At 53.8% G+C, this 11991-nt stretch carries 7 protein-coding genes and 7 pseudogenes; 10 read left to right on the forward strand and 4 right to left on the reverse strand.

Translation table 11 applies throughout. The annotated features are described in order from the left end of the window. Nucleotides 1-139: 139 nt before the first annotated feature. Nucleotides 140-1042, forward strand: a pseudogene (locus QZ506_RS07040) (MFS transporter); the annotation flags it as partial. 43 nt (nucleotides 1043-1085) lie between these two features. On the opposite strand, the gene glpE reads toward QZ506_RS07040, so the two are convergent. Beyond that, a complete protein-coding gene (gene glpE / locus QZ506_RS07045) occupies nucleotides 1086-1418 on the reverse strand; it encodes a thiosulfate sulfurtransferase GlpE (RefSeq protein WP_291970036.1) in 333 nt (110 codons plus the stop codon). Between the two features lie 222 nt (nucleotides 1419-1640). Here glpE and QZ506_RS07050 point away from each other — a divergent pair, with 222 nt between their 5' ends. Beyond that, entirely contained in the window at nucleotides 1641-1823 is a 183-nt protein-coding gene (locus tag QZ506_RS07050) for a hypothetical protein (protein ID WP_291970038.1), read from the forward strand. A gap of 12 nt (nucleotides 1824-1835) precedes the next feature. After that, nucleotides 1836-2894, forward strand: a pseudogene (gene agp, locus QZ506_RS07055) (bifunctional glucose-1-phosphatase/inositol phosphatase); the annotation flags it as partial. Between the two features lie 339 nt (nucleotides 2895-3233). Here agp and ulaR read toward each other — a convergent pair. Both ulaR and ulaG read right to left on the reverse strand, forming a co-directional pair. Further along, complete coding sequence (gene ulaR, locus QZ506_RS07060) at nucleotides 3234-3989, reverse strand: HTH-type transcriptional regulator UlaR (RefSeq protein WP_291970040.1); 756 nt, start codon at nucleotides 3987-3989, stop codon at nucleotides 3234-3236. Between the two features lie 165 nt (nucleotides 3990-4154). Continuing rightward, nucleotides 4155-5183 (reverse strand): annotated as a pseudogene (gene ulaG / locus QZ506_RS07065) (L-ascorbate 6-phosphate lactonase). Nucleotides 5184-5622: 439 nt separating this feature from the next. Here ulaG and ulaA point away from each other — a divergent pair. The 7 genes and pseudogenes from ulaA to glpD all read left to right on the forward strand — a co-directional run bounded on the left by ulaA (nucleotide 5623) and on the right by glpD (nucleotide 11767). After that, nucleotides 5623-7002 carry a PTS ascorbate transporter subunit IIC gene (gene ulaA / locus QZ506_RS07070; RefSeq protein ID WP_291970042.1) on the forward strand — a complete coding sequence of 460 codons (1380 nt, stop codon included), beginning with the start codon at nucleotides 5623-5625 and terminating at the stop codon, nucleotides 7000-7002. 16 nt (nucleotides 7003-7018) lie between these two features. Next, nucleotides 7019-7332, forward strand: a pseudogene (ulaB, locus tag QZ506_RS07075) (PTS ascorbate transporter subunit IIB). 9 nt (nucleotides 7333-7341) lie between these two features. Further along, nucleotides 7342-7812 (forward strand): annotated as a pseudogene (gene ulaC, locus QZ506_RS07080) (PTS ascorbate transporter subunit IIA). Nucleotides 7813-7821: 9 nt separating this feature from the next. Further along, nucleotides 7822-8475 (forward strand): annotated as a pseudogene (locus QZ506_RS07085) (3-keto-L-gulonate-6-phosphate decarboxylase UlaD). Nucleotides 8476-8485: 10 nt separating this feature from the next. Further along, nucleotides 8486-9349 carry an L-ribulose-5-phosphate 3-epimerase gene (locus tag QZ506_RS07090; RefSeq protein WP_291970044.1) on the forward strand — a complete coding sequence of 288 codons (864 nt, stop codon included), beginning with the start codon at nucleotides 8486-8488 and terminating at the stop codon, nucleotides 9347-9349. Beyond that, a pseudogene (locus QZ506_RS07095) lies at nucleotides 9346-10033 on the forward strand (L-ribulose-5-phosphate 4-epimerase). The gene QZ506_RS07090 and the pseudogene QZ506_RS07095 overlap by 4 nt, the downstream one beginning before the upstream one ends. Nucleotides 10034-10267: 234 nt before the next feature. Continuing rightward, entirely contained in the window at nucleotides 10268-11767 is a 1500-nt protein-coding gene (gene glpD, locus QZ506_RS07100; RefSeq protein ID WP_291970047.1) for a glycerol-3-phosphate dehydrogenase, read from the forward strand. 114 nt (nucleotides 11768-11881) lie between these two features. Here glpD and QZ506_RS07105 read toward each other — a convergent pair. Next, the coding region (locus QZ506_RS07105; RefSeq protein ID WP_291970049.1) for an IS1 family transposase at nucleotides 11882-11991 on the reverse strand (110 nt) is incomplete at its 5' end.

Raw genomic sequence — 11991 nt, forward strand, 5'->3', positions numbered from 1 at the left:
GCCATAAAGGCTGCGGATTCCCTTGACGTAAAATCAGTATGTTAAATCCAGAGCGTGGTGATGCATCCCGGAGCGATCAGCATTTTAATCCAAAACAGGCGTGTCATAACAGCATTATTCCCTATTATTCAACAAAGCCACCTCCGGCATCAAGATCACCCATCGCTGGCTCCCCAGCAATGAACGCGGGCTTCCCACCGCCATCATCAATACTGGCTCACAGATCGCCAACGCCGTTGCACCGCCGATCCTGACCATCCTGTTGTTGACGCTGGGCTGGCGCGGCATGTTTATCGCCATCGGTTTGGCGGGTATCTCGATTCTGCTGGTGTGGCTGAAGCTGTACCGTAACCCGACGCCCGCAGAAGAAGTGCAGATCCACGGCGAAGCGGAAGCCGCTGAGGCGCAACAAGCGAATCAACCCAAAGCAGGCTGGGGCTCTCTGTTCAAACACAAAACCACCTGGTTCATGATTCTGTGAAATTTCTCCATCATGTTCACCATTTGGGTGTACCTGACCTAGTTGCCAAGTTATCTGGAAAGATCGCTCGGCTTCAGCCTGATGAAAACCGGCTGGGTGGCCTCCATCCCGTTCTTTGCCGGGATCATGGGCGTGTTGGTGGTTGGCGTGATTTCCGACCGATTGATTCGTCGCGGCACTAACACCATTACCGCACGTAAAATCCCGATCGTGTGCGGTGCAGCACTGGCCGCCTGCTTCGTGGCACCGATCCCCTTCGTGCACGACACCACGTTGTGTATCGCGCTGCTGTCACTGGGCTACTTCTGTTCTCAGATGCCGTCTGGGGTCATCTGGACATTGGCAACAGATATTGCACCGAAATCGCAGGTGGCTTCTCTGGGTGCCATCCAGAACTTCGGTGGATTCCTAGGCGCTGCCAGTGCGCCGATCGTCACCGGCATTATTCTTGATGCAACGGGCACCTTCACCAACGTCTTCCTGTTTGGTGCCTTCCTGTTAATGCTGGGAGCCATCAGCTACGGCTTCTTTGTGAAAAAACCGCTTCAGACCGCGGAATAACCTTGCCCTATCCCGACGCGTCATTGCGTCGGGATGTTTCACTTCACGCGTTGTCCGACTCTGCCGCCACATTTTGTGGAAAATCACGCTGCCAGGCTTCATAACCGCCATCCACGCTGTATACCGTCTCAAACCCCAGGCTCAACAGGTACTGTGCCGCATTACGGCTGCTAATGCCGTGATAGCACATCACCATCACCGGTTGATCGAGTTCTGCTTCACGCACAAAATCAGACAGCGTTTCATTCGTCAGGTGCACCGCCTGCGGCACATGTCCGGTGGCGTAACTTTGCGCATCGCGGACATCCACCATCACGCCGTGTTTCTGCCAGCGCTCATGGGCTTGCTCAATGCTGAGACACTCAAACTGTTCCATACGAATACCACCTCGAGACAAAGAAAACAGGCATTAAGGCACAGCGCACGCCAATGTGAGAGAGATGCTACTGTTTCAGTAAGGTAAGTCAATCGTCACATTTCTGTAATAAAAAATTTTTCGTTATGCGAAAAAATAGTCATGATGAGAAAGATCGCCTTTTCACGCATCCGTTACGCGTGTCATGTGCGAATGTGTCATTCACTCACCAAGAGCATCACCGTGTATTTACAACGAAAAGCCCTGTTTTGTCTCCCGCTGTTACTGCCCGCAGCGCTCACTTTCCCCGCCGCCGCACAGGATGGCTACACGCTCGAACAGGTCGTGGTATTTAGTCGTCACGGCCTGCGCGCCCCATTAGCCAGCCCAAGTAGCGCACTCGGCAAGGTCACGCCGGATGCCTAGCCACAGCGGGATACCCCCAGCAGTTACCTGACCACGCGCGGTGGCGTATTGGAAGCCTATTTCTGCCACTATTTTAGCGAATGGTTGGTGGATAACCGCCTACTGGCCGCCGATACCTGCCCGACGGATAAAGACGTCTCGTTCTATGCCAACAGTCTGCAACGCGCCATCTTCACAGCACAATATTTCGCAGTGGGTGCGTTTCCGGGTTTTCTGGTGCCGGTAGTGCACAAAGAAAAATTGGGCACGATGGATGCCACCTTTAACCCGATCATCCGCAACGACAGCACCACGTTTAAACAACAGGCCATCGATTCCATTAATCAAAAAGCCGGTGAAGGTGGGGTGAAAGGGCTTAATGAGCGGCTGAAACCTGTATACCAACAGATGGAGGAGATCATTCGCTACAAGGATTCCGCCAACTGCAAGCAGGATAAACAGTGCGACCTGATGGCACAGGAAACTGACGTGAAGATTGAGGCTGGCAAAGAGCTAGGTGTGGTTGGCCCGCTGAGAACCTGCACCTCAATTGCTGATGCCTTTATCCTGCAATACTACGAAGGCACTCTGATTAACAAGATCGGCTGGGGACGCATCAAAGATGAGAAACAACTGGCTGATTTGGTGTCGATCAAAGAGTACTACAACAGCGTAGTGTTTAGCGCCACGGTGGTTGCCAAAGCCGTCTCGGCCAATCTGGTCAAAGCGTTGGCCGGTTCGTTTGGCGAGCAACAGCCCAAATTCACCTTCCTGGTCGGTCACGATTCAAACGTTGCATCGCTGTTCTCCGCACTGGGCGTGAAACCGTACCATCTGCCGCACCAATTGGAAACCACGCCGATTGGCGGCAAAGTCGTGTTCCAACGCTGGCGTGATAACACAAGTAACAAGGCGCTGTTGAAAGTGGAATACGCGTATCAATCGACTGAACAGCTCGCTACGCTGGCACCGCTTAACCGCGCCAATCCCCCACAGAGGGTGACGCTAACGCTTAGCGAATGTCCAACCAATGACAAAGGCTTCTGCCCATTTGAGGACTTCGAGCGCATCACGACTGCGCTTGCAAAATAAGCTATTTGGGGAAAACCTTGGTGCCGCATCTCTGTGAGTATCGTGAGTATTTCGTGCGCGTGAACCAAAGTAGTTATCTGCAACCGTTGCAGTACGCGCCCGACACGAGGCGCTCAATCGCCACCGCCTCGTGACTCTAGGCTTTTCGCGGAGCATCACGCCGCTACGCGGTGCCTTCGGCGTTCGTGCCCGCTTTCGGTCCGTCCCCGACGCGTTCCAGACGCGGCGGGGACTTTCGCTGCATCCATGCCGCTCACCCGGCGGCCACGCCCACCTCAGCGTGATTTTTTACGCGAGTGCAATCAAAAGACAAAAAATCGTCTTCTTTAGTACGTGGTGTTACACCAGCATCACCTCAACACCTTGCGCTCGCAGTTGCTCTACAATAGCGGCGTCAGCCTGTTTCCCAGTGATCACCACATCAATCTGATCGGCACGGCTGAACAGCATGCCCGCACGTTGGCCCACCTTGCTGCTGTCCAATACCACCGCCAGTTTACCAACGTAGCTCAACATCTTTTGCTCCGCCATCGCCGTCAGCATATCGGTTTTGTACAGCCCTTCCGGCGTCAGCCCTTTGCCGCTGGTGAACATCCAGTGACCGGCATACAGGCTCGCATCTCCTTCCTGAGGTGCCAGAGTGATCGATTGGCTCTTGTTGTACTGTCCACCCATAATCACCACGCTTTCGTGCTCTTGCTCAATCAGGAAATTCGCCAATGGCAGATAGTTGGTAATCACCTGAATATCACGCCCGACAATCTCACGCCCCAACAGAAACGCCGTTGAACCGCAGTTAATCACCACGCTTTCACCGGGATTACACAGCGCGGCCGCTGCCTGCGCAATGCGCATCTTCTCATCCAGATTCTGCGCCTGATAGACACTGAGCGGCGTCCAGGCCGGGCGCGGCAGGTTAACGGCCTCAGCGCCGTTGCGCACCTTACGCAATTTACCCAATTCATTAAGTTTGTTGATATCGCGTCGCGCTGTGGCGGGGGAAACGTCAAAATTCACGATCAGATCGGAGACGGTGAGTTGCCCCTGGCGTTGCAGAAAATCAATGATGGCATGATGGCGCTGAGATTCAGTCATAGGTCGTCCGGTAACAAGAAGTGGCGCGTCATGGCGTCGGCGTGAAAAGTTTACATCATAACTTATCATAAATGCGCAGCAATCATCATATGCCCTAAATAATTAGACTGTAAGTATAACGGGCATAGCGCGACGTGTTTGCCACGTCGCGCACAACATCGCACATTACAGGAAAGATTTGAACGGCAGATCGGGTTCCATGGTGAAGCAGTCGTCAAAGCCGCGCGGGTAGTGGTATTCCAGATTATCTTTGTCCAACGGCCAGGTAAATTTGCCACCAACTTGCCAGATAAAGGGTTTGAAACCGTATTGCAGGCGGTCTTTTTTCATCTCCCACAGCACGCGAATCTCCTGCGGATCGGCCTGAAAATTCGACCAGATATCATGGTGGAAAGGAATAACCACCTTGGCATTCAACGCCTCGGCCATGCGCAGCATATCCGCGCTGGTCATCTTGTCGGTAATACCGCGCGGATTTTCCCCGTATGAGCCCAACGCCACGTCAACGTCATACTCATTACCATGTTTCGCGTAGTAGTGGGAGTAGTGGGAATCACCGCTGTGATAGAGATTGCCACCCGGGGTTTTGAACAGGTAGTTCACTGCGCGCAGATCCATGCCATCCGGTAACACACCCGCCGCTTTTTGCTCCACTGGCAAGGTGATCAACGCGGTGTGATCGAACGCATCTAACGCATGGATTTCAATATCTTTAATGCGAATCACCGAACCCGGTTTCACTACGATGCAACGCTCGCGCGGCACGCACCACCCCACCCAGAGATCCACGCTGCTCTGTGGACCAATAAAGGGAACCTCCGGGCTGCAATTTTTCAGCACCGCGGCGGCCACATTGACGTCAATGTGGTCGTTATGGTCGTGCGTCGCCAAAATAGCATCCACCTGGCGGATGGCGAACGGGTTCAGCACAAACGGCGTGGTGCGCAAGTTAGGTTGCAATTTTTTCACCCCAGCCATGCTCTGCATCTATTTCCCGTTTTTCATCAATTTGTTACAGTGAGTCTTCTTGCCTGTGCCGCACCAGAAATCGACACAAATATTGGCCGCACCCTCTGATTTCAACCAAATCCCGGTACAGCCCAGCCACCACATGGCGAAGGTGCCAGCGGCAACCTGCTCTTGTTCGATCTCTTCATTCAACCAAGTTCCCCATTCCGGGAAGGTGCTCAGGATCTAGGATTCTCGGGTAATGGTTTCTATCTTACTCATGGCGTGATCTCATCATTAATCGGCAATTAAATAAATCATAAACGATCATAAAAAGATTAAATTAGACAACTTAATGACAATACATCACCATTAAAATGCACTTACAATCATTTTAAGTGATAAAAAATCATGAAAAATCACATCCAGATCAAATAACAAGAAAGAATAAAAACCTAATAAACTGAATAATATAAAAATAAAATGTGATTAATGAATGATCTTAAGTGCCATGAGAATTGCGAGTTTAATCACAAGAAATCAATAAAAATCTCAATACAATTACTAGTGATTACTGAAGTCCCTACGCCCGGTTATATCAGCCACCAGGCCACGCTCGTCAGCCGGTCGCGATGGCAGGCAGTAGCAGTAAAACGGTAACAATAAAAATCGATTGGAGTGTTCTATGGAAACTCTCTACAACATCTTCACCATTTTCTTTAATCAGGTCATGACCGATGCCCCCTTGCTGCTGGGCATTGTGACCTTTCTCGGCTACTTGCTGTTGCGCAAAGGCTCCACGGTGATCATCAAAGGCACCATCAAGACGATCATCGTCTTTATGCTGTTACAGGCAGGCTCCGGCATCCTGACTGGCACGTTCAAACCCGTGGTCGCCAAGATGTCAGAGGTGTACCACATTAACGGTGCTATCTCTGACACCTATGCCTCGATGATGGCCACCATAGAACGCATGGGCAACGCTTACAGTTGGGTCGGCTATGCGGTGCTGTTGGCGCTGAACATTGTGTATGTCCTGCTACGCCGCATCACCGGCATTCGCACCATTATGCTCACTGGCCATATCATGTTTCAGCTGGCGGTGTTCTTCTATATTCTCGGTTACCCGATGTGGACCACCATCCTGTGCAGCGCCGTGCTGGTGTCGCTCTATTGGGGGATCACCTCCAACATGATGTACAAGCCGACGCAGGAAGTGACCGACGGCTGTGGTTTCTCCATCGGCCACCAGCAACAGTTTGCTTCCTGGCTCGCCTACAAGCTCGCCCCCTATCTGGGTAAAAAAGAAGAGAGTGTCGAAGATCTGAAGCTGCCCGGCTGGTTGAATATCTTACATGACAACATCGTCTCTAACGCCATCGTGATGACCGTGTTCTTTGGCGCAATCCTGTTGTCATTCGGTATCGATACGGTGCAGAGGATGGCAGGTAAAACCCACTGGACCGTCTATATCCTGCAAACCGGTTTTCAATTCGCCGTTGCTATTTTCATCATCGTGCAGGGCGTACGCATGTTCGTTGCCGAGCTGTCCGAAGCCTTTAACGGCATATCTCAGCGTCTGATCCCCGGTGCGGTACTGGCGATCGACTGCGCCGCCATCTACAGCTTTGCCCCAAATGCAGTGGTATGGGGCTTTATGTGGGGCACCATCGGTCAGTTGATCGCTGTTGGCATTCTGATTGGGATTGGCTCGCCCATCATGATCATCCCCGGCTTTATCCCGATTTTCTTCTCCAACGCCACCATCGGCGTGTTTGCCAACCACTTTGGCGACTGGTGCGCGGCGCTCAAGATCTGTCTGGTGATGGGGATGATTGAGATTTTTGGCTGCGTATGGGCGGTAAAACTCACCGGACTGTCGGCCTGGATGGGCATGGCGGACTGGTCAATTCTGGCACCGCCGCTGATGCAGGGCATGACGCTGGGCCTGTGGTTTATAGGCGTGGTGATCCTCATCGCTGTGGCCTACATGTACTTTGCCAGCCGCTCACTGCGCGCTGAAGAAGATGCGGAAAAACAACTCGCGCAAACCACCGCGCAATGACGCAGGAGAAAGCACCATGACAGTTAGGATTCTGGCCGTATGCTGCTGTGGGCAAGGCAGTTCCATGATCGTGAAGATGAAGGTGGATCAGTTCCTGACCCAACAGGGGGGGGGGGGGAACACACCGTCAACAGCTGTGCCGTCGGGGAATATAAAGCAGAACTGAGCGGTGCTGACATCATTATCGCTTCAACCCACGTGGAGGATGAGATTACCGTGAGCGGCAACAAGTATGTCGTCGGCGTGCGCAATATGCTCTCTGCCGCCGATTTTGGTCCCAAGCTGATGGAGGTGATCAACGCCCACTTCCCTCAGGATGTCAAAGCGTAAGGAGTTTCCATGAAACTGCGCGATTCTCTGCTGGAAAACCGGTCAATCCGCCTGCAAGCGGAAGCCACCACCTGGCAGGAAGCGGTCAAAATTGGCGTCGATCTGCTGGTGGACGCCGACGTGGTCGAGCCGCGTTACTACTAGGCCATTCTCGATGGAGTAGAGCGTTTTGGCCCCTATTTTGTGATAGCTCCCGTGCTTGCCATGCCCCATGGCCGCCCGGAGGAAGGGGTGAAAAAAACCGGCTTCGCGCTGGTAACGCTAAAAACCCCGCTGCCATTCAACCATGAAGATAACGATCCGGTGGATCTGCTGATCATACTGGCCGCCGAGGATGCTACTGCGCACCAAGAAGTGGGCATTATGCAGATCGTTAATCTGTTTGAGGATGAGGCGAATTTTGATCGCCTGCGCGCCTGCAGCACCGAGCAGGATGTTTTGGAGCTGATTGATCGCGCCACGCTGGCCGCGACGGAATAAGGAGCCCCGATGCCGCAGTTACCGATGTTACAAGTTGCGCTGGATAACCAGACGCTGTCCGATGCCTACAATACCACCCGTCTGATCGCCGAAGAGGTGGACATTATCGAAGTCGGCACCATTTTATGCGTGGGCGAAGGGGTGCGCGCTGTGCGCGATCTGAAAGCGCTCTATCCGCACAAGATTGTGCTGGCCGACGCCAAGATTGCCGACGCGGGGCAAATCCTGTCACGTATGTGTTTTAAAGCCAATGCCGACTGGGTCACGGTAATCTGCTGCGCGGACATCAACACCGCCGCAGGTGCCTTGGCGGTAGCGCGCGAATTCGACGGCGATGTACAGATCGAATTGACCGGCTTCTGGACCTGGGAGCATGCGGAAGCCTGGCGCGCTGCAGGGATTCAGCAAGTGGTGTATCACCGCAGCCGGGATGCACAGGCCGCTGGCGTCGCCTAGAGCGAAACCGACATCAGCGCCATCAAGCGTCTGGCCGAAATGGGCTTTAAAGTCACTGTCACCGGTGGTCTGGCGCTGGACGATCTGCCGCTATTCTAGGGCATCCCTATTCACGTCTTTATTGCAGGGCGCAGTATCCGCGATGCGGCAAGCCCGGTCGGTGCCGCCCGTGAGTTTAAACGCAGTATTGCCCAACGGTGGTGCTAAGGGAAGTAACATGCTGACAAAAGCGGTGCCGCTGGGCATCTACGAAAAAGCGTTGCCCCCCGGCGAAGATTGGCTGGCACTCTTACAGTTGGCTCGCGAGCTGGGCTTTGATTTCGTCGAAATGTCGGTGGACGAAACCGATAAACGCTTGGCAAGGCTGGATTGGGATCGGGAACAGCGTCTGGCGTTGGTCAATGCCATCGCCACCACCGGCATTCGGGTACCGTCCATGTGCCTAAGCGCGCACCGCCGCTTCCCGCTCGGCTCGCAGGATGATGCCATTCGCAGCCAAGGACTCGCCATCATGCATAAAGCGATCGCGCTGGCGCAGGATGTGGGGATTCGCGTGATTCAGTTGGCTGGTTACGATGTCTATTATCAGGAGGCCAATGAGGTAACACGTGAGCGTTTTCGTGACTGCCTGCAACAAGCGGTAGAAATGGCGAGTCGCGCGCAGGTCACGCTGGCTATGGAGATCATGGATTACCCTCTGATGAACTCCATCAGCAAAGCGCTGGGCTATGCCAACTACCTGAACAACCCGTGGTTCCAGCTCTATCCCGATATCGGTAACCTCTCTGCCTGGGATAATTATGTGCAGATGGAACTGCGCGCAGGGCGATGCCACATTGTCGCAGTGCACGTGAAAGATACCCGCCCTGGCGTCTTCAAAAACGTGCCCTTCGGCACTGGCGTCGTGGATTTCGAACGCTGCTTTACCACCTTGAAAGAGAGCGGATACCGCGGCCCTTATCTGATTGAGATGTGGAGCGAAAATGCCCCCGATCCCATCAAGGAAGTGCTCGCAGCGCACGACTGGGTGAAACAGCGCATGGAACGCGCCGGTTTGCACGTGGAGGAAGCCGCACGATAGCGCAACTGAAGCAACGGGTATTTGAAGCCAATATTGCCCTGCCTCAGCACGGTCTGGTGACGTACACCAGGGGGAATGTAAGTGCGATCAACCGCGAACGCGGTCTGGTGGTCATCAAACCCAGCGGCGTTGCCTATGAGGTGATGCAGGCCGACGATATGGTGGTGTTCGATTTACAGGGCAATCCAGTTGAAGGGGGTTATCGCCCTTCCTCAGATACTCCCACGCATCTGGAGTTGTATCGCCGCTATCCGCAAATGGGGGGGATTGTGCACACCCACTCTACCCACACCACCGCCTAGGCACAGGCGGGGTTGGACATTCCTGCGCTCGGCACCACGCACGCCGACTATTTTTTTGGCGACACTCCCTGCACCCGCCCACTGACGGCGCAAGAAGTGGAGCATGAGTATGAAAAAAATACCGGTGTGGTCATTGCCCAGACGCTGGGAGATCGCAATCCGCTGCACACACCCTGCATGATTGCCTACCAGCATGGGCCGTTCTGCTGGGGCAAAGATGCAGAAGAAGCGTTGCACAATACGGTGGTGCTGGAAGAGGTGGCGCGCATGGCCTGGCTCGCCTGCACGCTGAGCCCCCCATTTACGCCCGCTCGATAGTGCGTTGCAGCACAAGCATTTTAATCGTAAACACGGCCCGAACGCCTACTACGGGCAAAAATAACGCCTTGACCGCCATTCCTCGCCAACTCAAGAAATGGCAGTATTCTCTGCCAATTACGCGCCCCTCCTCGCACCAATCCACTATACTTTATGTGACAACCTTCATCAATATGTTATCTGCATCACGCCTAAATGTTTTTATTTGGTTAATCCTTGGCTGTGGTGTTTGTTTTCGATCATGATAATTCTCGAAAACGAACATTTTGACCTTTTTTTTGGACATGGAGGAGAACGCGTGGAAACCAAAGACCTTATCGTGATCGGTGGGGGCATCAACGGCGCAGGCATTGCAGCCGATGCCGCGGGCCGTGGCTTGTCTGTGCTGCTGTTGGAAGCACAGGATCTTGCTAGCGCCACCTCCTCTGCCAGTTCAAAATTGATCCACGGCGGCCTGCGCTACCTAGAACATTACGAGTTTCGTTTGGTGAGCGAAGCGCTCTCCGAGCGTGAAAAATTGCTGAAGATGGCACCGCACATCATCTTCCCAATGCGCTTCCGTTTGCCCCATCAGCCGCACCTGCGACCAGCCTGGATGATTCGTATCGGGCTGTTTATGTATGACAACCTGGGAAAACGCGTCAGCCTGCCCGCCAGCCACGGCCTGATATTCGGCAAAGACTCGGTGCTGAAACCCGAATTAACGCGCGGTTTCGAATATTCCGACTGCTGGGTCGACGATGCGCGTCTGGTGGTGTTAAACGCGCAGGAAGTGGTGAAACGCGGTGGCGAAGTGCGTACCCGCACCAAAGTGACGCGGGCGCGTCGCGAAGGTGATCTGTGGATCATCGATGCCGTCGACAGCGTGACCGGAGAAACACATACCTGGCAGGCGAAAGGACTGGTCAACGCCACGGGTCCTTGGGTGAAAGAGTTCTTCGATCACGGGCTGGAGCTGAAATCCCCTTATGGCATTCGTCTGATCAAAGGCAGCCACATCGTTGTGCCTCGCGTACACGACGAACCGCAGTCCTACATTCTGCAAAACAAAGATAACCGCATTGTGTTTGTGATTCCGTGGCAGGATGAGTTCTCGCTCATCGGCACCACCGACGTGGAATACCACGGCGATCCGCATGAAGTGAAGATCGACGACAAAGAAACGGCCTACTTGCTGGATGTCTACAACGATCACTTCAAAAAGACGCTGACACGAGACGATATCGTATGGACCTATTCCGGCGTGCGCCCGCTGTGCGATGACGAGTCGGATTCTCCGCAGGCCATTACCCGTGATTACACGCTGTCAGTGGCGGATGAACACGGCAAAGCGCCTTTGCTGTCGGTATTTGGCGGCAAGCTGACCACCTACCGCAAGCTGGCAGAACACGCGATGGAGAAGCTGGAAAAATACTATCCTCACAGCGGTCAGGCCTGGACGCAAAATGCGGTACTGCCCGGCGGCGATTTGGCCGGTACGTGCGACGAATACGCTGCTGCGCTGCGCCGTCGCTTCAATCTACCGGAATCGCTGGCGCGTCGCTATGCCCGCACCTACGGCTCCCACAGCGAGTTGATCCTGACGAACGCCACGGGCATTCATGACCTCGGCAAAAACTTCGGACACGATCTCTATGAAGCGGAATTGCGCTACCTAGCCGACAAAGAGTGGGTTGTCAGCGTGGAGGATGCCATCTGGCGTCGTACCAAGCTGGGCATGTGGCTGAATGATGAGCAGAAACAGCGCGTCGCTGACTGGCTAAGTGCCTATCGCCAATCCAAGGTTGCCGCACAATAATTTTCCTGCCAGAACGCACCTCCAACGGCAGGTTACCGAAAGGTAACCTGTTCGTTTTTTACACGAAAGAAACGTTAACATTTCGGGTCGTGTATTCAATGAGTTGATGTAGCATCAAACGTAGTACTCGCGTTCGATGTAAGTACCGATGATCCTATCGTGCATTTCGGATGATTTTGAATATCCGGGCGTCTTGCGATTGAGCCGTTGCAATCGGTTACGCA

This window comes from Candidatus Symbiopectobacterium sp. (assembly GCF_020054415.1).
Lineage (GTDB): Bacteria > Pseudomonadota > Gammaproteobacteria > Enterobacterales > Enterobacteriaceae > Symbiopectobacterium.

Excerpts from the sequence above, each read along its gene's own strand:
- glpE (WP_291970036.1), bottom strand. The coding sequence starts at position 1,418 with ATGGAACAGTTTGAGTGTCTCAGCATTGAGCAAGCCCATGAGCGCTGG.
- ulaR (WP_291970040.1), bottom strand. The coding sequence starts at position 3,989 with ATGACTGAATCTCAGCGCCATCATGCCATCATTGATTTTCTGCAACGC.
- ulaA (WP_291970042.1), top strand. The coding sequence starts at position 5,623 with ATGGAAACTCTCTACAACATCTTCACCATTTTCTTTAATCAGGTCATG.
- QZ506_RS07090 (WP_291970044.1), top strand. The coding sequence starts at position 8,486 with ATGCTGACAAAAGCGGTGCCGCTGGGCATCTACGAAAAAGCGTTGCCC.